This is a genomic window from Pontibacter chitinilyticus (genome assembly GCF_039748935.1).
GTDB lineage: Bacteria > Bacteroidota > Bacteroidia > Cytophagales > Hymenobacteraceae > Pontibacter > Pontibacter chitinilyticus.
On record NZ_JBDIZJ010000004.1, the window covers coordinates 200543 to 224465 of the forward strand.

General features: G+C 50.3%; 17 protein-coding genes. 11 read left to right on the top strand and 6 right to left on the bottom strand.

Annotated elements, in window-relative coordinates:
- Positions 1 to 581: 581 nt before the first annotated feature.
- From ABDW72_RS09010 to porX, 3 genes are read right to left on the bottom strand one after another with little or no spacing between them, the layout of a single operon-like run.
- The gene (locus ABDW72_RS09010; RefSeq protein ID WP_347158214.1) at positions 582 to 1808 is read right to left on the bottom strand and encodes an alanine dehydrogenase; all 1227 of its coding nucleotides are present in this window, start codon (positions 1806 to 1808) and stop codon (positions 582 to 584) included.
- Position 1809: 1 nt separating this feature from the next.
- Positions 1810 to 2256 (bottom strand): tRNA (adenosine(37)-N6)-threonylcarbamoyltransferase complex ATPase subunit type 1 TsaE, encoded by a 447-nt coding sequence (gene tsaE / locus ABDW72_RS09015; RefSeq protein WP_347158215.1) that lies wholly within the window; start codon positions 2254 to 2256, stop codon positions 1810 to 1812.
- The gene (gene porX / locus ABDW72_RS09020) at positions 2249 to 3811 is read right to left on the bottom strand and encodes a T9SS response regulator signal transducer PorX (protein WP_347158216.1); all 1563 of its coding nucleotides are present in this window, start codon (positions 3809 to 3811) and stop codon (positions 2249 to 2251) included. Before porX ends, tsaE begins: the two co-directional genes overlap by 8 nt.
- 186 nt (positions 3812 to 3997) lie before the next feature.
- On the opposite strand from porX, the gene ABDW72_RS09025 reads away from it, so the two are divergent.
- The 11 genes from ABDW72_RS09025 to ABDW72_RS09075 all read left to right on the top strand — a co-directional run bounded on the left by ABDW72_RS09025 (position 3998) and on the right by ABDW72_RS09075 (position 19395).
- Positions 3998 to 5230: an HD domain-containing protein gene (locus ABDW72_RS09025; protein ID WP_347158217.1), complete on the top strand. Its 1233-nt coding sequence runs from the start codon at positions 3998 to 4000 to the stop codon at positions 5228 to 5230.
- Between the two features lie 344 nt (positions 5231 to 5574).
- Positions 5575 to 6597 carry a UDP-3-O-(3-hydroxymyristoyl)glucosamine N-acyltransferase gene (gene lpxD / locus ABDW72_RS09030; RefSeq protein ID WP_347158218.1) on the top strand — a complete coding sequence of 341 codons (1023 nt, stop codon included), beginning with the start codon at positions 5575 to 5577 and terminating at the stop codon, positions 6595 to 6597.
- A gap of 158 nt (positions 6598 to 6755) precedes the next feature.
- The gene (locus tag ABDW72_RS09035) at positions 6756 to 8150 is read left to right on the top strand and encodes a bifunctional UDP-3-O-[3-hydroxymyristoyl] N-acetylglucosamine deacetylase/3-hydroxyacyl-ACP dehydratase (RefSeq protein ID WP_347158219.1); all 1395 of its coding nucleotides are present in this window, start codon (positions 6756 to 6758) and stop codon (positions 8148 to 8150) included.
- Entirely contained in the window at positions 8147 to 8938 is a 792-nt protein-coding gene (gene lpxA / locus ABDW72_RS09040) for an acyl-ACP--UDP-N-acetylglucosamine O-acyltransferase (RefSeq protein ID WP_347158220.1), read from the top strand. Before ABDW72_RS09035 ends, lpxA begins: the two co-directional genes overlap by 4 nt.
- Positions 8928 to 9563 (top strand): ABC transporter ATP-binding protein, encoded by a 636-nt coding sequence (locus ABDW72_RS09045; RefSeq protein ID WP_347158221.1) that lies wholly within the window; start codon positions 8928 to 8930, stop codon positions 9561 to 9563. Before lpxA ends, ABDW72_RS09045 begins: the two co-directional genes overlap by 11 nt.
- A 256-nt stretch (positions 9564 to 9819) precedes the next feature.
- Positions 9820 to 10527, top strand: a complete 708-nt coding sequence (locus ABDW72_RS09050; RefSeq protein WP_347158222.1) for a YebC/PmpR family DNA-binding transcriptional regulator — start codon at positions 9820 to 9822, stop codon at positions 10525 to 10527.
- A 114-nt stretch (positions 10528 to 10641) separates the two neighbouring features.
- Complete coding sequence (locus ABDW72_RS09055) at positions 10642 to 11607, top strand: calcium/sodium antiporter (protein WP_347158223.1); 966 nt, start codon at positions 10642 to 10644, stop codon at positions 11605 to 11607.
- A gap of 689 nt (positions 11608 to 12296) precedes the next feature.
- Positions 12297 to 15446, top strand: coding sequence for a SusC/RagA family TonB-linked outer membrane protein (locus ABDW72_RS09060; RefSeq protein ID WP_347158224.1), 3150 nt, complete (start codon positions 12297 to 12299; stop codon positions 15444 to 15446).
- Positions 15447 to 15469: 23 nt separating this feature from the next.
- Positions 15470 to 16969: a RagB/SusD family nutrient uptake outer membrane protein gene (locus ABDW72_RS09065; RefSeq protein WP_347158225.1), complete on the top strand. Its 1500-nt coding sequence runs from the start codon at positions 15470 to 15472 to the stop codon at positions 16967 to 16969.
- 16 nt (positions 16970 to 16985) lie between these two features.
- Positions 16986 to 18431 (top strand): PKD domain-containing protein, encoded by a 1446-nt coding sequence (locus ABDW72_RS09070; RefSeq protein WP_347158226.1) that lies wholly within the window; start codon positions 16986 to 16988, stop codon positions 18429 to 18431.
- Positions 18432 to 18501: 70 nt separating this feature from the next.
- A complete protein-coding gene (locus ABDW72_RS09075) occupies positions 18502 to 19395 on the top strand; it encodes a glycoside hydrolase family 16 protein (RefSeq protein ID WP_347158227.1) in 894 nt (297 codons plus the stop codon).
- A gap of 90 nt (positions 19396 to 19485) precedes the next feature.
- Here ABDW72_RS09075 and ABDW72_RS09080 read toward each other — a convergent pair whose 3' ends face one another.
- The 3 genes from ABDW72_RS09080 to ABDW72_RS09090 form a co-directional block, all read right to left on the bottom strand.
- A complete protein-coding gene (locus ABDW72_RS09080) occupies positions 19486 to 20955 on the bottom strand; it encodes a glycoside hydrolase family 30 protein (protein ID WP_347158228.1) in 1470 nt (489 codons plus the stop codon).
- 20 nt (positions 20956 to 20975) lie between these two features.
- Positions 20976 to 22430, bottom strand: coding sequence for a glycoside hydrolase family 30 protein (locus ABDW72_RS09085; RefSeq protein ID WP_347158229.1), 1455 nt, complete (start codon positions 22428 to 22430; stop codon positions 20976 to 20978).
- 113 nt (positions 22431 to 22543) lie between these two features.
- Positions 22544 to 23824 carry an erythromycin esterase family protein gene (locus ABDW72_RS09090; RefSeq protein ID WP_347158230.1) on the bottom strand — a complete coding sequence of 427 codons (1281 nt, stop codon included), beginning with the start codon at positions 23822 to 23824 and terminating at the stop codon, positions 22544 to 22546.
- Positions 23825 to 23923: the final 99 nt, after the last annotated feature.

Below are 23923 nucleotides of genomic sequence, written 5' to 3' on the forward strand. Positions count from 1 at the left end.
ACAGAACAGCCCTGGTGGTTCAGAAAAGGCTTTTTATAGCGCTTTTAATCCTTTCTTTTAAGCTAAGCAATTACATACTGTACTGTGATGCTGCTTATCAAACGACCTCTACTGCTGTTCAAGTGTGCATGGTTCCGCAATCCTTGTGGTAAACCACTTGGTGTTGCTACCAACTGGCCTTTCCTGCAAAGGCACGTTTACTCCTTCTCCACAAGAAGGTTGCTCCAATACTATTTTTCACTTCTGGCTGGTTCAGGAACCTAAACGCGGTTCCTCCCTCCTTTCACCACAAGTATGGCAATCAGACATTTCCTTCAAACCATCCTTTGCCAAAATAGAGGTGTTAGCAGTAGCTGCATATACAACTAAACAACTAATTAGGGGAGCCGCGCTTTAATGCTAATGATGAATGACTATAGTATACTATACTATAAATAACGGTAAGACAGCTTTGCCAACCTATTCCGGACGTAAGGCCTGTAAAAGAGCCTTAAAGAAAATGAGCAGTTTCAACAAGCAAATGCCGGCGTTCAAAAGTATGTATGAGAGCAGCAGGCTCAGAACTGCCGCTCTCATACCGTTTAGTTACGCACCGCAATCATTAAGCCAAGCTCTTTGTAGCGCATGCCGAACCGCTTGGCGATATGAGAGTTGGTCAAGCTGCCCTTGTAGATGTAGACGCCGGAGCGGTAATGCTCATTCATAAACAGCACCTCGTTGATGCCGCCATACTTGGATATCTCTGTAAAAATTGGGGTGAAGATGTTGCTGAGCGCCTGCGAGGCTGTGCGTGGCACCCTGGAGGGAATATTGGGTACGCAATAGTGAATGATATCATACTTGCGGTAAATAGGACGGCTATGAGAAGTTACCTCCGACGTTTCAAAGCAGCCTCCCTGGTCAATACATACATCTATAATAACAGACCCGGGGTTCATATCAGACACGACCTGCTCCTCTACCATACACGGAATACGGTCCTCATCGGCAACTAAGGCGCCAATTACCACATCCGCCTGCTTTATCTCGTTATTCAGTACTGTTTTATCCAGTGTAGAAGTAAAGAGTTGCGTACCGATGTTGTGCTTCAGGCGGCGCAACTTGTATATGTGGTTATCAAACACCTTTACTTCGGCACCTAAGCCCAGGGCAGCACGGGCGGCATGTTCAGCCACTGTGCCCGCACCCAGTATCACTACTTTGCTGGGCGGCACCCCTGTAATACCTCCTAATATTACGCCTTTGCCGTCGCTGCTGCTACTCAGGTACTCTGCGGCTATCAGCATCACGGTGCTGCCGGCAATCTCGCTCATGGCCCTCACAACGGGCTTTGCCCCCGATTGGTCGCGGATCAACTCAAAAGACAAGGCATTGATCTTTTTGCTGAGCAGGGCATTGATATAATCGGAGGTAAGATTCCCGAACTGCAGTGCGGAGATCAGCGTCTGACCCGGGCGCAGGTAATTGATCTCATCGTAAGTAGGCGGCGCAATTTTAAGGATAATGTCTGCTTCGTATACTTCCTTGGTGAGGTATACGATCCGCGCCCCGGCTTCCGAATACTCATGATCCGAGTACTTTGAGGGACTTCCGGCGCCGGCTTCTATCCAGATATCATGGCCATGATCTGTAAGCTGTTTAACCGCATCGGGCGTCAGGCCAATGCGGTTCTCCTGAAACGACGACTCTTTGGGCACACCGATAAATAAACTACGGCGGCGCTCCTCTACGGCCAGCATGGACTCTTTTGGGTAAAGCGCATGGCTGGTAGCTATCTTCGCAAAGCTCTCGGCGAGTTTTTCCGTCATTCTATACTTGTTTTATGGTCATGGTGCGCTCCTCGCCACCTGCATCAGGCTGCAACTGCACAAGCAGGTAATGCTCCGGCAGTAAGTTCGGGATAAGCGAAGGCCATTCGATCAGGCACAGCCTGCCTGAGTCAAAATACTCCAGCGCGCCGATGTCCAGTGCTTCCCGCTCCTCGTTTATCCTGTAAAAATCAAAATGATATATGGGTTTGCCGCCTTCTCCGGCATACTCGTTGACCAGCGCAAAAGTGGGGCTGCTCACATTTTCCTGCACGCCCATCTGGCGGCAAAGCTCCTTGATCAGGGTAGTTTTGCCTGCGCCCATGGGTCCTTCAAAAAGAAGTATGGACGCTTGTGCCGCCGCGTCTAAAAGCACAGAAGCCGCCGCCGGCAGGTCAGCCAACGACGACATCTTTATACTTGCTTTTTGAACTCCTGTATCAAGCATTCTTGGGTGTAAGCGTTATAAATGGTATGATCACTTCTTCCAACGAAACGCCTCCATGCTGAAACGTGTCCTTGTAGTAATTGACGTAGTAGTTATAGTTGTTCGGATAAGCGAAAAAGTAATCTTCAATCGCAAACACAAACGTAGTGGAAACGTTCGCTTTTGGCAAGAAAAATCGTTCCGGCTTTTTCACCGTGAAAACATCTTTGTCGGTGTAACCCAGGTTTTTGCCGTGCTTGTAGCGCAGGTTGGTATTGGTGTTACGGTCGCCGATGATCTTGAACGGCCGCTTTACCCGGATGGTACCGTGGTCGGTGGTGATGATGAGGCGCCCTTTCTTTTCTGCGATCATCCGCAGCGTATCGAACAGTGGCGAGTGCAGGAACCACGATTTGGTGATGGAACGGTAAGCTGATTCGTCCGGCGCCAGTTCGCGCACCATGTTACTGTCGGTGCGGGCGTGCGAGAGCATGTCCACGAAGTTGTACACGATCACATTCAGCTTGTTGCTGTCCAGGTTACTGAACTTGCTGAGCAGGTCGCGGCCGGCGGCCACATTAGTGATTTTGTGATAGCTGTGCTTGGCAGTAATCTTGTTTTGCTGCAGCTGTATATCCAGAAACTCGGGTTCGTGCAGGTTCTTACCCTCCTCATCCTCATCAGCCACCCACAGGTTCGGGTATTTTTTGGTAATCTCTGTGGGCAACATACCTGAAAAAATGGCATTGCGGGCGTAAGCCGTGGTGGTCGGCAGGATGGAGTAGAACATCTCCTCCGAGTCTACAGTGAAGTAATCGGAGATCAGCGGCTCCAGCACCTTCCATTGATCGTAGCGCAGGTTATCGATCAGCAGAAAGTATACGGGCCTGTCAGACTCCTTCATGATGGGGAATACGCGCTCCTTAAACAACTGGTGCGACATGAGCGGTGCTTCGTCGTCTTCCTTGTTGATCCAGTCTTCATAGTTGTCCATGATAAACTTGGCGAAATTCGAGTTGGCCTCGTCCTTCTGCATGTTGATCACGTCAGCCATACTTTTATTTTCTGTCTCGTCAATCTCCAGCTCCCAGTATACCAGCTTTTTATAGATGTCGGCCCACTCCAGCGCGCTTAGACGCTCGCCAAAGGCCATGCCCAGCTGCCGGAAGTCGCGCTGGTAGCTCATGTTGGTCCGCTCACTTACCAGGCGCTTGTTATCCAGCACCTTTTTAACCGATAGCAGGATTTGGCTTGGGTTAAGAGGTTTAATGAGGTAGTCGGTGATCCGGGAGCCGATGGCCTCCTCCATGATATGCTCTTCCTCGCTTTTGGTGATCATGATCACGGGCACCGCCGGGCGTATGGACTTCAGTTCGTTTAAAGTTTCCAGGCCGCTGATGCCGGGCATGTTCTCATCCAGGAAAACAATATCGAAGCTCTGCTCCTGAAACTTCTCAATAGCATCGGCGCCGCTGTTTACAGGCGTAATGTCATAGCCCCGGTCCTCCAGAAAAAGAATGTGTGGCTTGAGGAGGTCTATTTCATCATCGGCCCATAAAATACTGTATCTTTGCATAGTTTTATTTGATTGATTTGATAGATCGCTAACTTGTTAAGGGTTATACTTAAAACGTACGGAAAAGGCATTTGCGCGGGTTAAGTACAGCACCTGCCCTATTAGAACGCAGTAAACAGCAAAACAGCATCAGCCGAAAGAAACAATCTGTCAATTTAGCCATTTCACAAGCAACAGCTACGTTTAGTGAATAAGAAAAAGATTTTTAACGACCCTGTCTACGGTTTTATAACGGTCCCATCCGACCTGATTTTCGATATCATCGAACACCCCTATTTCCAGCGCCTGCGCCGCATTAAGCAGCTGGGGCTAACAGAAATGGTATATCCGGGGGCGTTGCACACCCGCTTTCATCATGCGCTGGGTGCCATGCACCTGATGGACACGGCACTGCAAACATTAAAAAGTAAAAATAACGAAATTTTTAATAACGAGCTGGAGGCGTCGCTTATCGCCATTCTGCTGCACGACATTGGCCACGGCCCGTTCTCGCATGCCTTAGAAACAGCCATCTTCAAAAATGTGCACCACGAGAGTCTATCGCTGCACATCATGCACATGCTGAACGAGGCAATGGGTGGTAAACTGAGCCTGGCCATCAGAATTTTTAAAGGCACCTACGAACGGAAATTCTTTCACCAACTGGTGTCCAGCCAGCTGGATGTGGACCGCCTGGACTACCTGAACCGCGACAGCTTTTATACCGGTGTATACGAGGGCAAAATTGGCGCCGACCGCATTATTAAGATGTTGGATGTAGCCAACGACAAGCTGGTAGTGGAGGAAAAAGCCATTTATAGTATTGAGAACTTCCTGGTGAGCCGCCGCCTGATGTACTGGCAGGTATACCTGCATAAAACCGTGATCAGCGCCGAGAACATGGTGCTGCGGGTGGTGCAACGAGCGCGCCAGTTGCTGCAGCAGGGCGTAGATGTACCCGCCAGCCCAAACCTGAAGTTCTTTCTGTCATCAGACCTGACGATGGCGGACTTTGAGCGCGATAACAGCATTCTGGAGCGCTTTGTCGGACTGGATGACCATGATATGTGGAGCGGCATCAAACTATGGGCATCGCACCCTGATTTTATACTATCGTACCTGGCGACCAATATCCTGAACCGCCGCCTGTTTAAAGTGGTTATTTCCAGCAAACCTATTGAAGAAGAATTGCTACTGGGCATCAGCGAATTGGTGCAGGAGCATTACAAGATTTCGGAAGAGGAAGTAAAATACCTAATGATCTCCGGCAAGATCAGCAACAATGCCTACCAGGTAGAAGGCGAATCCATTGACATCCTCACTAAAACCGGTTATGTAGTTGATGTGGCCGAGGCGTCGGACCTACCCAATATCCGGGCATTGAGCAACAAAGTAGAAAAGTACTTTGTGTGCTACCCCAAAGAAGTAGCGCACCTGTAGCCTCGCCTTACCAGATTTATTGGCTACGGCCCTGCTTTAGCTTGCACATGGATAATCGACTGCTTTCGTTAACCCACACTAAGTTGTCAGCAATTTTTAGCTGTCATTTACGCCGCTACGCCTCTGTGCCGGTATACTTGGGCGGCTGGCTATACTTGCCGAAAGATCTGCCAGAAGCAACAAAGCAACTCCGACAGCATTAAAATTTGCGGGCAGCAGCGGTCCTTTCCCTACCCGATTTACCTTTAAAGTATAGGCGCCATACTATACCAGATGGGAAGTTTTTGTTAAGTTTGCACTTCTAAAGCATTAGCACTTTTAAGTTTTTGCTCTAATTTTACAAAATGGAATTTACTGTTCAACAGATAGCGGACCTGCTGCAGGGCACGGTAGAAGGCGACAATTCTGTCAGGGTTAGCACATTAGCCAAAATAGACGAAGCCCAGGAAGGAGCACTTGCTTTCTTATCTAACCCGAAGTACGAACATTTTCTTTATACTTCGCTTGCCAGTGCTGTTATTGTATCGGATAAGCTGGAGCTTAAAAAGCCGGTTGCTGCTACCCTTATCCGGGTAGAGGACCCGTATACCAGCTTTTCTGTTTTACTTCAGTATTATCAGACGGCCCTGATCGCCTCCAAAGTAGGGGTAGAAGAACCGGCTTACCTGGGCGCAGGCAGCCAGATCGGCGAGGGCCATTACCGCGGTGCCTTTTCCTATATTGGCCAGAACTGCCGGATAGGAGATAATGTGCGCCTTTTTCCGCAAGTGTATGTAGGAGATAATGTGCAAATCGGCGATAACACTACCATTTTTGCCGGGGCGAAGCTCTACGCCAATACGGTAGTAGGCAGCAACTGCACCATTCATGCCGGCGCTGTGCTGGGCAGCGATGGCTTTGGCTTTGCGCCACAGCCGGACGGCAGCTATAAGTCTATTCCCCAGATTGGCAACGTGGTGCTGGAAGACGATGTCAGAATTGGTGCCAACACCACCATCGATTGCGCAACTATGGGCTCGACTATCATCCGGCAAGGCAGCAAAGTGGATAACCTAGTACAGATAGCGCATAACGTAGAAGTAGGCCAGAACACTGTTATTGCCGCACAGACCGGCATCTCCGGCTCCGCCAAACTGGGCAACCACTGTGTTATTGCCGGGCAGGTAGGTATTGTCGGTCACATCAGCCTGGCCGACAAAACGACGGTGGGTGCACAATCGGGTGTTTCTAAATCTGTGAAAGAAAGCGGCACCATTATCCAAGGGTCACCGGCGTTTGATTATAAACAGAACCTGCGCGCTATGACCGTTTTCCGGAAGCTGCCCGAATTGCAGCGTGAACTGGAGCTCCTGAAGACGAAAGCTTAAGAGGCCAGAGCTCCCCGGAAACCTTCCTTAAAAAAAATAGCAACACCTCATATAAAATCTTAAGTTTGCAGGTGCAAAGGGCTGCGCAACTGGCTGCTGCAGGCAGCCACCCTTGTTGTGCATGCGCACGCTCCTGATACGAGACTACAGATACGTGAATGAACGATAAACAGCATACCATCAAGGCTCCGGTAACCATTTCGGGCATCGGGTTGCACACCGGAGTAGCTTCAAACATGACGTTTAAGCCTGCTCCTGCCAATCATGGGTATAAGTTTCAGCGCATCGACCTGCCAGGGCAGCCTGTAGTCGCAGCCGACGCAGACAACGTGGTCGACCTGTCGCGGGGCACTACGCTGGAGCAGAATGGCGCCCGCGTGAATACCGTAGAACACACACTGGCCGCACTCGTAGGCCTGCAGCTGGATAATGTGTTGATTGAACTTGATGGCCCCGAACCTCCTATCATGGACGGTTCCTCCATTGAATTTGTGAGAGCATTGCAAAGTGTGGGGCTGCAGGAGCAGAACGCCTTGCGCAACTACTTCGAGATTCCCAAAGGCATCAGCTACATAGACGAAAGCCGGGGTGTGGAGATTGCCGCACTACCGCTGGATGATTACCGCCTGACAGCCATGGTAGACTACAACTCGCCGGTGCTGGGCAGCCAACATGCTTCCATTACCCACATCAGCCAGTTTGTAGACGAGATCGCCTCTTCCCGTACGTTCGTATTCCTGCATGAACTGGAGGCACTGTACAAGCAGAACCTGATCAAAGGGGGCGACCTGGACAACGCGATCGTGATCGTGGACCGCGTGGTGCAGGACGAAGAATTATCACACCTGTCGGAGCTGCTGCAGAAGCCAAAAGTGGAGGTGAAAGCCGAGGGCGTGCTGAACAATACCGAGTTGCGCTTTAAAAATGAGCCGGCCCGCCACAAGCTGCTCGACCTGATCGGCGACCTGGCCCTGATCGGCCGGCCTATTAAAGGGCAGATACTGGCGGCGCGCCCCGGGCATGCAGCCAACGTAGCTTTTGCTAAAAAGATCAAAAAGCTGATCCAGGAAGCTGCGATAAAGAACGTGCCTACCTACGATCCGAAGAAGAAGCCAGTGATGGATATCAACCAGATAGCTGCCACGCTGCCGCACCGCTATCCCTTCCTGCTTATTGATAAAATCATTCACCTGGATGAGACAACCGTGACCGGCGTGAAAAATATCACGATGAACGAGCCTTTCTTTCAGGGGCACTTCCCTGGCAACCCGGTGTTGCCAGGCGTGATCCAGATAGAAGCTATGGCACAGACGGGGGGCATACTGGTGCTGAATACAGTAGAAAAACCAGAGGACTACTGGACTTATTTCCTGGGCATCGACAAGTGCCGCTTTAAGCGCAAAGTGGTTCCTGGCGATACCATTATCTTTAAATGTGAACTGCTGGCTCCTATAAAGCGCGGCATTGCCAAAATGAGCGGCCAGGCTTTTGTAGCCGGGCAACTGGTAATGGAAGCGGAGATGTCAGCAAGTATAGTGAGAAAAGACGCATGAATCAGCCATTAGCATACATCCACCCGGAGGCGAAGATCGCTCAGAATGTTGTTGTAGAGCCGTTTGTTACCATTCATAAGAATGTGGAGATAGGCGAAGGTACCTGGATCGGCTCTAATGCCGTGATCATGGAAGGTGCCCGCATCGGCCGCAACTGCAAGATATTTCCGGGTGCTGTGGTATCTTCGGTGCCACAGGACCTGAAGTTCGCCGGCGAGGTTACCACCACTTATATTGGCGACAATACCGTTATCCGGGAGTTTGTGACTGTAAGCCGGGGCACTATTGATAAAATGAAGACTGTGATCGGCAGCAACTGCCTGATTATGGCCTATGCCCACGTAGCACACGATTGCCTGGTTGGCAACAGCTGTATTATTGGCAATGCTGTGCAAATGGCAGGACACGTGGAGATCGGTGACTATGCCATTGTGAGCGCTACCAGTGCGGTACACCAGTTTGTAAAGATCGGAGCACATGCCTTTATTTCAGGCGGTTCTAAAGTGCTCAAAGATGTGCCTCCGTTTGTAAAGGCTGCCCGCGAGCCGCTTTCTTATGCCGGCATCAACTCGGTAGGCATGCGCCGCAGAGGCTTTGTGAGTGAACAGATAAACGAGATCCAGCAGATTTACCGCATCCTTTTTATGAGCGGCCTTAACAACACGCAAGCGCTGGACACCATAGAACTGGAGCTGCCGCCAAGCCGTGAGCGCGACGAGGTAACCAATTTCCTGCGCAATGCAGGCCGTGGCATCATCCGAAGTTATTTTTCTAAAGATGCAGCTTAACCTAAGCAATTTAGGTAAACGCTATAACTACGAGTGGATTTTCCGGAACCTGACCTATACGTTTGAGCCGGACACCTCCTATGCTGTACTGGGCCATAACGGCTCCGGAAAATCAACGCTACTTACTGTTTTGGCGGGTTACAACCTGCATAGCGAAGGCACCATCACTTATACTAGCGGCAGCAAGATCATTAATGCTGATGTAGTATACCAGCACCTTTCGCTTACAGCCCCTTACCTGGAGTTGGTAGAAGAGTTTACCCTGGCAGAAATGCTGGACTTCCATACGCGCTTTAAGCCTCTGCGCCACCAACTCTCGCAGCAGCAGCTAATAGAACGGATGGGGCTGCAACGCGCCCGCAACAAGTATGTCAAAGACTTCTCATCGGGTATGAAGCAGCGTCTGAAGCTGGGCCTTGCCTTATACTCCGACAGCTCCCTCCTGCTGCTCGACGAGCCGACTACAAACCTGGATGCGGAAGGTGTGGCCTGGTACCAGGAACATGTGGCGCAGAACAGAAAAGACAGACTCATCATCGTGGGCTCCAACATTGCGCACGAGTATAGCTTTTGCGACCACCACCTCCACATTACTGATTTTCATCCGCAGCCCCGCAAAGGATAACGGCTAAATTGTGGTGCTCATACTTACTGTGGCCGGGTAGAGCGTTAAAGGCAGCTGCTGGTGATCAGGAGAAGAGAAATTCCATACTGGAACGGACAGACTGCCTCCTGAGAGCACACTCACCAAAAGAGATTGATGGGTTGAGATTTATGCGGGCGGTGTATCAATTCCTTGGCAAGAGGTAACAAATAAGCAAACAATTACCATTTTACACGTAAGCTGCCTAACTTTGTAGTATACTTAATATTCAGACACTATGGGACGCGCATTTGAATTTAGAAAAGCCCGTAAATTTAAACGTTGGGATAAGATGTCTAAGGCTTTTACGCGCCTGGGCAAAGAAATAGTAATGGCTGTGAAGGAAAGCGGCCCAAGCCCGGAGACCAACTCCCGCCTGCGTACCGCCATCCAGAATGCCAAGGGCGTAAACATGCCCAAAGACCGCATTGAAGCAGCCATCAAACGTGCCTCATCCAAAGAGGAGAAAGATTACGAGGAGATCGTTTACGAGGGCTACGGCCCCCACGGCATTGCTGTTGTGATCGAGTGTGCCACCGATAACCTGAACCGTACCGTAGCCAATGTGCGCATGCACTTTTCCAAAGGCGGCGGCTCGCTGGGCAAAACCGGCTCGCTGGATTTTATGTTCGACCGCCGGGGTATCTTCAAGATCTCAGCAGAAGGCCAGGATGTAGAGGAACTGGAATTGGACCTGATCGACGCCGGCGCTCAGGATATTTATGAGCATGAAGGCGAAATCATCATTGAAACTGCTTTTACTGATTTCGGAGCGATGCAAAAAGCGCTGGAAGAGAAAGGCCTGGAAGTGATCAGCGCCGACCTGCAGCGGATTCCTACCACCACAACGGAGCTAAGCGAAGAGCAGGAAGAAGAGGTAATGGGGCTGATTGAGCGCTTTGAGGAAGATGACGATGTACAGGCGGTGTACCACAACATGAAGTAACCGGCCTTGCCCAACCAAGTATAAATGGCTGCTCAGGTCTGACTGTGGGCAGCCATTCTTTTTACCATGCAGCGGTGCTGCGCCCATACTTGTTCACGCCTTCAAACATTAGCCATGCTGTTGTACCTGCTGTTTATAGTTGGATTTGTATTTTTGATCAAAGGGGCCGATGTGCTCGTTAGCGGTGCCTCTGCTATTGCCAGTCGCTTTGGCCTGTCTGAAATGGTGGTAGGCCTGACGATCGTATCGTTTGGCACTTCTTTGCCGGAGCTGATCATTAACATTCTATCCAGCATACAAGGGCAGTCGGAGCTGGCCATCGGGAACGTATTTGGCAGCAACGTGGCCAACCTGCTGCTTATACTTGGCATTACGGCGTTGATCTGTCCGCTGCCCATCAAGCGTAACACTATCCTGTCTGAGATCCCTTTCTCGCTGATTGCTACCCTGCTGGTGGGATTTCTGGCTAATGCAACCCTCTTCGACGCAAAAGAGCAGCTTTACATCAGCCGCCCTGACGGTGCCATTCTGCTGTTTTTCTTTGTCCTGTTTATGGCGTATATCTACAACATCTCTAAAACGAACCACGATAAGGCACCACCAGAGAATAGTGTTGCTTTTATGCCGTTGAGTAAAGCTGTGCTGTTGATTGGGGTAGGTGTTGTAGGCTTGTTTCTGGGCGGCAAATGGGTGGTAGACGGTGCCTTATACCTGGGTGCTTCGCTGGGGATGAGTGAGTCCTTTATGGGCCTGACGGTGGTGGCACTGGGCACCTCATTGCCTGAACTGGTCACTTCGGTGGTGGCTGCCCGCCGCAACAACACCGATATCGCAGTCGGAAATGTAGTAGGCTCCAACATCTTCAACCTGCTGTGGATACTGGGTGTAAGTGCCCTCATCCGGCCCCTCCCCTTCGACCTGGTTAGCAACTCCGACATTGTGATGATGATCCTGGCCAGCACGATCCTTATACTTGTTTTGCCGCTGGGTAAGCAAAAAAATACGATCGGCCGTTGGAGCGGCGCCCTGTTTGTGCTCCTCTACTGCTGTTATATCAGCTTTTTAGTATGGCGCGGATAGCAGGCCCGTTCCTCATCAACAGCTCCTGCTTTTTTTGCTTTACAGCTTACAGCCTCCGTACTCCTAGGCAATCCGGCCGAATGGCCAGTACCGCTACCAAGCAAAATGGCTTGATGCGGTATACCTACAGCCAAATACATTTAACGAAAGCAGTTGCGCAATGGCGCTTTGGCTACAACTTACGGTTGTGTGCTACGCTTATCCGTAGCACTTAAAAGTCAGGCATCCACACCAGAATTAAAACTGCCAAAAGAATAATTTTTTATTGTTTAATAAAATAGCTGCATCTAAATTTTACCTGGGTAGTATAGTAAGGGCTTACTTACATTTTCCGACAGAAAGGGAAGAATTTTATGTTGCTACTTTGATTTCTTTGGGGATTATTGCGTAGCTTTAACCTCTTAAAACAGTGATTACTTGCTTATTTAAAATATAATGCCACACTAACCAAAGCACTATACTTGTCAATAAATTCTTCATTCAGGTTTAATTTGATAAACAGCATAAAAAGAGCAAGAGCCTATACGCTGCATGTGGAATAGCAGGAAACGTTGTTCCGCAAGCCCCCCCTCTCAACAAGAATACTTCGCTATTTCCCTCAACCTGCCATACTATTGAAAACTATACTTGCTTTTAACCTGGCAGGCTTTTTCACTTACACATTCTTAACATCAATCTTACTATTAAACATGAAGAAACTCGTTTACTTAGCTATTAACTGTACCATAGCCGTTGCCGGTGTTAGTACAGTTGCGCGGGCAACTCCTCTTCCTACCCCTGTCGTTAGCAGGTTTGCTACGACAGTAACAGGTAAGGTTACCTCTGAGCAGGGGGAGCCGCTAATTGGAGCAAGCGTTGCCCTGAAAGGCACCACCACTGGCGCAATCACCGGTGTAGATGGCAGCTATTCCATTACAGTACCAGACGAAGGAGGCACACTGGTTGTCTCTTACATTGGCTTCCTAACACAGGAGATACCTGTAAATAACCGCTCTACAATTAATATCACATTACAGACTGATGCCAAGGCACTGGAAGAAGTGGTGGTAGTAGGCTATGGTACGCAAAAGAAAAGCGTCGTAACCGGAGCCATCAGCCAGGTAACCAGCAAAGACCTGGACAACCAGCAGATCACCCGTGTAGAGCAGGCATTGCAGGGCAGAACCTCCGGTGTATCCATTGCTGCCAATTCAGGTGCGCCGGGTGCAGCCTCTACGGTGCGTGTGCGCGGTATCACTACCCTGAACAACAACGATCCGCTCTACGTGGTAGACGGCGTGGTGGTAAACGGCGGCATCGACTACCTGAATCAGTCCGATATTGAGTCCATCGAAGTACTGAAGGATGCGGCCTCGGCAGCTATTTACGGTGCCCGGGCAGCAACCGGCGTAATTCTGGTAACGACTAAAAGAGGAAAAGAAGGCCAGATACATGTAAACTATAATGGCTACTATGGCACGCAGGCGCCTACCAGAAAGCTGGACCTGCTGAACGCAACACAATATGCTACCCTCTCGAATGAGGCTTCCGTAGCTGACGGCGACCCGATCAAGTTCGCGGACCCGCAGTCGTTGGGAGAAGGAACAGACTGGCAGAAGTATATATTTAACGACAACGCCCACATTCAGGATCATGAAATCAGCCTGAGCGGCGGTAACGATAAATCTACGTTCTATGCTTCGTTCGGCTATTTAGACCAGGAAGGCATTGTAGCCTCGGAGATATCCAATTACAAGCGCTACAACTTTCGCCTGAACTCTACGCACAAGGCAACCAAGTGGCTTACCATCGGGCAAAGCCTGGGTTACTCACACATCAGAAGCCAGGGTGGTCTGAACACCAACAGTGAATTTGGTGGTCCGCTTAGCTCTGCCATCAACCTGGATCCGACTACCCCGGTGCTGATTACGGACCCTGCTATTCTGGAAGATCCGGAAAGCGTCTATAACAAACAGCCTGTTATCAGAAACGCACAGGGATATCCATACGGCATCTCGACACGAGTAGGACAAGAGATGACTAACCCGCTGGCTTACATTCAGACACAGTTGGGCAACTATGGCTGGTCTGACAACATTGTGGGCAACGCCTATGCTGAAATCGAGCCGATCACAGGCCTGAAGTTCCGTTCTACGCTGGGCGGCAAACTGGCTTTCTGGGGCGGCGAGAGCTTCCGTCCGGTGTATTACCTGAATGCTTCTAGCGGAAGTATACAGACTAACCGCAGCCGCAACAGAAACAACGGGCTCGACTATAACGTCGAAAACACCCTCTCTTATACCCGCAGCATTGACAAGCACAACTTTACCGTGTTGCTGGGACAGGGAGCTTACAGAGATGGTCTTTTCAGCGGCATCGACATCGCTTACGCGAATATACCAGCCACTAACTTTGAAGATGCTTCCTTTAACCTGCCGGTGCCAACAGCTAACAGAACGGCTAGTTCGTATGACAACATCGCGCATACAGTTAGTTCTCTGTTCGGCCGTATTACCTACAACTACGATGAGAAATACTTGTTCACAGGTATTATACGCCGGGACGGCTCTTCGCACTTCGGCGCAAACAACCTGTACGGCTACTTCCCATCTGCTTCACTGGGTTGGGTAGCTTCCCGCGAAAACTTCTGGCCTGTGAACGACGTGGTTGACTTCCTGAAAATCCGTGCTTCTTACGGCGTCGTAGGTAACGATAACACGGCACCTTTCCGCTTTATCTCTACAGTAGGTCCTAACCGGAACTATACCTTCGGTAACGACATTTACACGATTGGCTACAGCCCGAATGCGCCGGAGAACCGTAGTTTGAAGTGGGAGGAAACAACCCAGACAGACTTTGGCTTTGAAGCGACCGTATTGCACGACTTCGACCTGACCTTTGACTGGTATAATAAAAAAACAACAGGTATTCTGCGTCCATTGCAACTTCCTGGGTATGTTGGCTCCACCGGCAACCCTTATGCGAACATTGCAGATATGCAAAACCGCGGCGTAGAGCTGGAGTTGGGCTATCATAAACAAATTGGTGAACTAAGCCTGGGTATCAACGGCAATGCGTCTTATGTAAAAAACAAAGTTCTTTCCCTTGAAAGTGGAAAAACGTTCACAGAAAGTGGCAGCGCCAGCATTCAGACATTCCAGGCGCCCCTTAACCGTATGATTGTAGGAGAACCATATGGTGCATTCTACGGCTATAAGACCAATGGCATTTTCCAGAACCAGGAAGAGGTGAGCAGCTATGTAAACTCTGAAGGTAAAGTGATTCAGCCTAACGCCCAACCGGGTGATTTCCGATGGGCTGACCTGAACGACGATGGCCAGATCACTACCGATGACCGCATGGTGCTCGGCAAGCCGCTGCCAGACTGGACCTTCGGCCTTACGCTGAACGCTGCCTGGAAAGGCTTCGACCTGCTGGTATTTGGCCAGGGCGTAACCGGAAATAAAATTTTCCAGGGGCTGCGTCGTCTTGAGATCACAAATGCAAACTGGCAAACCAAAGCGCTTGGTCGCTGGACAGGAGAAGGCTCTACCAACTCGTACCCACGCTTAACCAATGACGATCCGAACCAGAACTACTCTAAGCCATCGGACTTTTACCTGGAAGATGGCGATTATTTCAGAATCAAGACGTTCCAGATAGGCTATACTTTGCCAGCTTCGCTTACCAGCAAAGCTTCTATTCTGAAAGCCCGGATATACATCAGCAGCAACAACCTGCTTACCTTTACCAAGTATACCGGCTACGATCCTGAGATCGGTGGTAATATCTTCGGCATCGACCGTGCATTTTATCCGCAAGCCCGCTCCTTTATGGTGGGTGTAAACCTTGGTATTTAATTAAATTTGTTAATCGATAAAAAATGAAAAGAAAACATTATATATATATCGCCTTGCTGGCACTGGGTTTACCACTTGCCAGTTCCTGTAGCGATGACTACCTGGATGTTGATCCGGAAGGCACTATTCTGGAATCCAATTATTATAAAAATCCGGAAGAAGCCTACACCGGCCTGGTAGCCGCCTATGACCCACTGGGTTGGGAGGCGGGCAGCACCTATCATAACATTGGCGCTGTAAATTCAGCTTCTGATGACGCCTATGCAGGTGGCGGTGGTCCCTCTGACATGAGCACCTGGCAGGCATGGAACCGGTATACGCTTACGCCAGCCATTGGGCCGCAGGGAGAATACTGGAACCGAAACTTTACGGGCGTTTCGAGAACCAACACCTTGCTATCTAAACTCACAGAAGGTATACCGGGCTTAGATGACGCGACCGAAGCACGGTATACAGCTGAAGCAAAGTTTTTACGTGCTTATTACTATTTCGACCTGGTGCGCCTTTTCAAAAACGTACCACTTTTTACAAAACCGTTGGCAACGGATGAGCTGTTTGATCAGCCACAAGCCACGCCGGAGGAAGTATACGCGCAGATCGAAGAAGACCTGACAGCGGCCATTCCGGACCTACCTATGACTGTTCCGGCTGCTACCGAAGGTGGCCGCATAACGCAAGGTACAGGCAGAGCGCTGCTTGGCAAGGTATACTTGTATGAGAAAAAGTGGGCTGAAGCTGCAAATCAGTTGAAAGAAGTAAATGGAACTCCGGGAGGTACCAGCCAGTATGGCTACCATCTGCTGAGCGACTTTGCCTCTATCTTCAGCCCGGCAAATAAGTTTAACAGCGAATCTATTCTGGAAATCGTGCATACATCCGTAGCCAATGGTGGTTGGGGAAGCTGGCCAAACTTTGAAGGAAATGTAGGCGTGCAGATGTTTGGACCAAGAGCTTACTCCGGCCCTATTTATGAGGCCGGCTGGGGCTTTAACCCGCTTACGCTTGACCTGGTAAATGCGCTGAAAGGTGACCCGCGTTACGATGCCACCGTGCTGGATATCAAGAGCATCGAGGGGGCCACTTATGAGCCAAGCTTCGACGACACGGGTTACTTTATTGAGAAGTATGCGCCTAAAACAGAGTGGTTGAGCACCGGCGGCGGCGACGCTCCGCTTAACTACCCGAACGACTACATTGAGATCCGCCTGGCGGACACTTACCTGATGGAAGCCGAAGCACTGGTGCAGGCCGGCACCGACTTAGACCGTGCGGCAGCACTTCTGAATGCAGTTCGTGCCCGCGTAGGGCTGGCCCCGGTTGCCGCTACGCTGGAAAACATCTATAAAGAGCGTCGCCTCGAACTGGCTACAGAAGGCCACCGCTGGTATGACCTGGTACGTACAGGCAGAGCCGCTACCGTGTTAGCTCCCATGGGCTACAAAGCCGGTGTGAACGACATCTTACCTATACCGCTGGGTGAACTGACGAACACCAAGCTGGTACAAAATCCTGGTTATAATTAATCTTAAACCAAACAGTATGAAACTTAAGAATCGTATTTCAAAAATATACCAGTTCCTGGTTGTTGCGCTGCTGGCTGGTGCGGTTACCGCGTGTAGCCCCGATGACCCGGATGCCTCACTAGGCCCGTTGCCCACTTCCGAGATGGTGAAGTTTACAGCAACGCCAAGTGCAGATAACCCGAACATTATCAACTTCACGAACCAAACGCCCGGCTCCTTTAAGGCTATCTGGGACTTGGGCAACAGCACTGTTGCAGATGGAAACCAGGTGAGTGGCACCTACGCCGTAGCAGGCGATTACACCGTTAAGCTGACGATTTTCACCAGCGGCGGCTATGCTACCAACACCCAAACCATCCACATCGAAAACACAGATGTAAGCCTGCTCGACAGAGACGATTACAACATGCTGACAGGTGGAGCAGATGATGAAGATGGCAAAACATGGGTGATAGAAAGCGGCGTTAAAGGCCATTTGGGCGTTGGAGACGCAACGGCTGCCAATCCAAGTTCTAACTGGTGGGCAGCAGGCATCAACGAGAAGGCCGGCGTAGGCGTGTATGACGACGAGATGACGTTTAAACTGGACGGCTTTACCTATACCTATAACAACCACGGCGACACGTATGCCAATGCCGGCTACGCAGCTGACCTGGGCGGTAAAAACGGTGATGCTGACGTAACGGTAGCTTATACACCGCCAACTGACATGAAGTGGAGCATTACAGAAGAGGGCGGCAAAAAGTACCTGAACCTCTCGAACAATGGCTTCCTGGCTTATTATGTGGGTGTTTCTAAATACCAGATTTTAAGCCAGTCTGAGGATGAGATGTACCTGATGAGTTCACAAAAAGGAGTGCCTGGCAACGCCTGGTTCTACCGCCTGGCCCGCAAAGGGTACGAGCCGCCAGTAGTGGCAAGGCCTATTAAGATGGATGATATCTTTGATAACTTTGATCAGGACGGCAATATCACTTGGAAAAAGGAAGCCCTGTTGTTGAATGAAAACTATGACAACCCTGCGCCGATAGCGCCTAATACCTCGGCCAAAGTAGCCATGTATGTGAAGCAGGATGGCAAGAACTATGAGTTTGCCAACATGTTCACCGACTTCAGCTATAACTTCGACCTGACGAACCGCCATGTCTTCAAGCTGCTGGTGTACGTACCAAGCTACAACGACTTCACCACGGCCGCTGGCGAAGATTGGGCTAACAAGAACCTACTCAAGCAGGTGTCAATGAAGCTGCAGGATGGCACTTCCGCACAGCCTTGGGTAAATCAGGTGGAGATCAAGCAGCAGGTGTCGCAGTTAGACCGTTGGGTAGAACTGACCTTCGATTTCAGTGCTGCTGATGTTGTAAGCCGCAAAGACCTGAACCGCATCGTAATTCAGGTTGGTGGCGAAGGCAACTACGTACCGGGCATTTTCTTCCTCGACGATTTCAGATTAGAAAAGTAATCCAAAGCCCGGAGGTGAGAAGCTCCGGGCTTTTACATTCACTGGCCTCGCCAAGCCAAATTGATACATTATGATGCATTATCTTTTTAAAGCCACTGAGAAAAGCAAGCCTATGCTGTTAACCATTGCATTAGGCATTTTGCTTGCAGGTACCTCCTGCTCCGGAAGCAAAGAACCTTCATCACCGGATACTCCTGCTCCAAGACCTCAGGCACCTGCTGATAAGCAGTGGGCGTTTGAGAACACTCCTACCTGGTCTGATGAGTTTGACTATACCGGCCAGCCCGATCCGGCAAAATGGGGATATGACACAGGCGGAACCGGCTGGGGCAACAATGAGTTGGAGTACTACACCGACAACCTCAGAAACGCCAGTGTGGCCGACGGCAAACTGACTATCACCGCCCGTAAGGAAAGCACAAATGGCAAAAACTACTCTTCTGCCAGGTTAGTTACCAAAGGCAAAGGCGATTGGCTCTACGGCCGGTTTGAAATAAGAGCGAAGCTGCCGACAGGCAAGGGCACGTGGCCGGCTATCTGGATGCTTCCTACTGACTGGGCCTACGGCGACTGGCCAAAATCTGGTGAAATAGATATCATGGAACATGTGGGCTACGATCAGAACAATGTACACATCACGGTGCATACTGATGCCTATAACCATCGTCTGAATACACAAAAAGGCAACAGCAAAGTAGTGCCAACGGCGAGTACCGAATTTCATACTTACCGCATGGACTGGACACCCTACGCCATCAGGGGCTACATAGACGACCAATTAGTGCTGACCTTCATCAACGAAGGCAAAGGTTACGCCGTGTGGCCTTTCGACAAGAAGTTTCACCTGCTGATGAACCTCGCCGTGGGCGGCGATTGGGGCGGTGCACAAGGAGTTGACGAAAGTGTATTCCCGCAGGCCATGGAAGTCGATTATGTGCGGGTATTCAAGATGATCGAGAAGTAACCAGTTAAAGCTGTAAAAAGAAACGGGCTCCGCTAAGATTTAGCGGAGCCCGTTTTTATGTCAACAGCACTATAACTTCTTCATAAAGACTCACCACACGTATGTTCCCACAGCACCTTGCTGTAGGGTGGTGGTGACGGCCTTACCTCTATAACTTATATTAAATGTTTGGGGAGCAGTATTGGTGTTTAGCACGATAAGCACTTTCTGGCCTTGCGGATTTAGAAACGCTACATTCTGCAACCCTGCCGGTACATTTGAGTCCAGGCGGATGGAACCCGGCCGCACAAACTTCGACGCATGGGCTATGATATAATAGGCCGTGTTCCTGGTAACCGTTCCGTTGCTGTTTACCGTAACGGCAGGCAGGCAATTGCTGCACCCTCCGTTTGTATGCGGCTCCTGGTTCTGGTCTGCCGCCAGATTCCACTCCAGCACGGTGCGGCTCCAGTTGCGGGTAGCACCAATAATCAAATTATTTACATGCCAGGCCAGGTCGCCGCTAAAGTTGCTTGGCGCTCCAACCCATTGCTCCGTGAAATAAATGTTTTTATCAGGATATGCCTGATGTACGGCTGATAAAGCAGCGATATTGCCGCCATATAAATGAAAAGCCGTGCCATCTACATACTTATTTGCTTCCGGATCTTCCAGAATAGTGATTGGGTAATCTGTCCGGTCAGCATTATGGTCGTAAACAATGATTTTCGTAGCCAGATTTGCTGCTTTAAAGGCTGGCCCTAAACTATACTTGATAAAATCCGCCTGCTCAGCGGCCGACATTTCCATGCTTGGGTTATTGTACGGATTCAGTGGTTCATTCTGCACCGTAATAGCATCGATCGGAATTCCCTTCGCCTGCATCCCCTGGATATACTTTACAAAGTAGCGGGCATAGGCATCATAATATTCGGGTTTAAGATGACCGCCCACATAGCTGTTGTTCGTCTTCATCCACTCCGGTGCCGTCCAGGGAGAGCCAAGTATTTTAATGGAGGGGTTGATAGCCAATATCTCATTCAGAACAGGGATCAGATCAGTTTCTTCATGTTCGAGGCTAAATTGTTGCATCTCCGGGTCTGTTTGGCCGATGGGCAGATCATCATACGTAAACGCAAAACTGCTCAGGTCGGAGGCTCCTATACTTACCCGCAGGTAACTGACGCCAATATTCTTATCGTCTGTTGCAAAAAGCTCGTGCAGCGCCGCAGCTCTTTCAGCGGCTTTCATCCGATGCAGCACATACGCACTGCCACCCGTTAAAGTATAGCCAAAGCCATCTATAGACTGGTAGGTCTTTGCAGAATCCACGACAATGGTCGGGTGCTGATTGCTTATACTTGTAAAGTTCAGCGCAGCAGTTTGCCTGGCAAACAAAGCAGACCGATCCGGATTTGTTAGCCAGAAGGCTACCTGCGATGAAGTGGATGGCGTTGGCTCCGGCACATCCGTCGCATCATCTTCGCTGCCGCCTTTGCAGCCTGCGCTACCTATAAGTATAAACAAAAGAAAGATTTGGACAAAGCGCCACTGCGTGTTGCCACCACATACTGCATGCATAAAACTCAGAAATTAACTTTTTACCAGACAAAGGTACCTACAGCGCCACCTGGAAGCGCCGCGCTAACAGAGCGGCCATTATTGCTGAATGTAACGGTTTGAGAAGCTTTGTTCGCATTCAGTACGATGAGCACCTTGTTTCCGGCGGGTGTTTTATAAGCCACATTGGGCAAGCTCTCCGGCATAGTAGAAGCAATTCTGACAGCGCCGGGCCGAACGAACTTAGAAGCTTGGGCAATAATGTAATAGGCCGGATTACGCGTTACCTGCTCCCCTGCTATTGTAAGTGCTCCTAAACACATGTTACAGCCGCCTCTATCGGTATGTGGCTCTTGGTTCTGGTCTGCCGCCAGGTTCCACTCCAGCACGGTACTGCTCCAGTTGCGGGGCGCGCCAATGATCAGGTTCCGGATATGCCAGTCTAAATTGGCCTCCAGGGTACCAGGGTCGCTGCTAACCCATTGCTCAGTAAAGTATAGCTTTTTGTCAGGGTACGCATCGTGCACCTGCGACATCACGTCAATGGTGCCGGCATACAAATGAAACGCAGAGCCATCCACATACTGCCTGGCCTCCGGATCATCCAGGATGCTGATCGGATAATCTGGCCGGTCCAGGTTATGGTCGTAGAGCAGAATTTTGGTGTTGATGTTCGCCGCTTTGAAGGCTGGCCCCAGGTTTTGCTTGATAAAACTTTTCTGCTGTTCCGGCAGCATCAGCATACTTGGGTTATTACCCGGGTGCAAGGGCTCATTTTGTATTGTAACAGCATCTATTGGAATGCCCTCAGCTTTCATCTCCTGTATGTACCGTACAAAGTAGCGGGCATATGCCTCCTGATATTCAGGTTTTAAGCTGCCTCCCCTGGTATCATGGTTCGTTTTCATCCAAACAGGTGCTGACCAGGGCGAGCCGAGTATCTTAATAGCAGGATTAATGTCCAGGATCTCCTTCAGCACCGGAATTAGGGCTTCCCGGTCCGGGTCGAGGCTGAAGTGCGCCATGCTTGAATCAGTCTGTCCGGCGGGCAGATCGTCATACGAGAAAACATGGTCATTCAGGTCTGAAGCGCCAATGCTAACGCGCAGGTAACTGATACCAATGCTTTTCTCCCCGGTACCGAATAGCTCTTTCAACAAAGCTGCCCGGGCAGCCGGGCTCATCTGGTGGAGCACTTGGGCACTGCCGCCTGTTAAAGTATAGCCAAACCCATCCATGGTCTGGTAAGTCTTGCTGTCATCTACTATGATGTTAGAATTGGTGCTTTCCCGTTCCTTAAAGGAGAGGGCGGCTTGTTGCGACAGTAGTGCGGCGCCATCCGGCGTAGTCAGCCACCAGGAAACTGCTGCCGGGCTCTCTTTTGCTTCTGCCGTTGAAGTGAGATCTACTGCTGTTGCTAATTTCTGCTGGCAGCTACCAAGCAGCAAAGCAGCACATAGCAGGCCCAGCGGGAGTCGTACTGAAGATTTCAGCATATAAATACGCGAGGGGTTATATTGAAAGAAACTTTATGGCCTAAATATAACCCTTATTTTAGTAATGCAATGTAGGCCATGCTGCGGTAACAGCTTTGCCTGTCGGCACCGGGCTAATAGTTCCACGGATACAGGTCCGGCTCTTTGTTGCCCCGGTTTTTCAGGTGCAGCGGGTGCACGGCTTCTGTTTCATCCAGGTAAATAAAGGCATCGTAGCGCTCCGGAATAATGGTGGGCACATAGTTACCGTATGCTTCGAACTTGGGATCATACACCACGCCGATAGCACGATGGCCCATGTGCTGCTGCAATTCCGGAATTTCCCGCAGGTGCCGGGTAAGTATAATTTTGTCGTCGGTGTTGATGTCGTGCAACAGGGCTTCCCAACTGCCTTTTAGAGCAGGCGGCACCTCCATCTTCTGCATGGGTGCTCCCCACGCTTTACCTGCAATAACGGAACCCTGGTATGTACCAAAACCAACTAACTTCACTTGCTCCAGCCCATACTTCTCGCGGGCCAGTTGCCCGATGTTAAACATGCCATCGTCGGCCATGTCGGTCGCGCGGGCGTCGCCGATGTGCGTGTTATGCTCCCATACTATCCCTTTTGACTCTGGCCCGTGCAGTTCCAACAGGCGGTCCAGTGTTTCCATCATATGGCTGTCGCGCACATTCCAGGAGCCGGCGCCACCCTGTATCATTGCCCGGTAGTAGCGCTCGGCATTGGTAGCTACCAGCGCATTTTGCTTCGTGTTAAAGTCCTGCTCCGGGTCATCGGTAAAGGTCCGTTGTTTGGATACCCGCTGCAGCATGTCAATTACTTCCTGCTCGCAGTCGGTAGGAACAAAAGCAGTAGCCTGCGCATAGTACTGGGGGTCGCGGTTATAGGGCTCAAAGCAATTGATGGCGTTACGGGCAGCCTCGGCCGCTTGTCCGTCGTTCTGCTCCAGGTACTTCACGATCTGGTCCAGCGACTCCCACAAGCTGTATACATCCAGCCCGAAGAAGCCTACTTTATCCGCCATCGTGCGCAGGTTGTTGTATTCCCGCATCCACTCTACCAGGGCGGCTACCTCCCAGTTGGCCCACATCCAGGTAGGCCAGCGGCGGTATACCTGCAACACATCCGCTATCTTACTGCCTGCGTTGGGGTAGCCTTTTATCAGGCGGTTCACGGCATAGCACTCCGGCCAGTCGCCCTCCACCGAAATAAACTGAAAGCCTTTTTCCTCTATCAGCCGCCGCGAGATGGCTGTACGCCAGGTATAATATTCCGACGTGCCATGCGATCCTTCCCCCAACATTACAATGCGGGCATCTCCTATCTCCTCAAGTAAAGCATCCAGGTCTTTTTCCTTGATGAGAGGGGTGTACTTGATCCGTTTGTTTTCCATAGTGTTTATTCTGTACTAGAATGGCGCGTCAGGTAAAATTTGCTGTATTGTACTTTCGTTGAGGCCTTTATGTTCCATAAAAAGCAACACCCGCTTTAC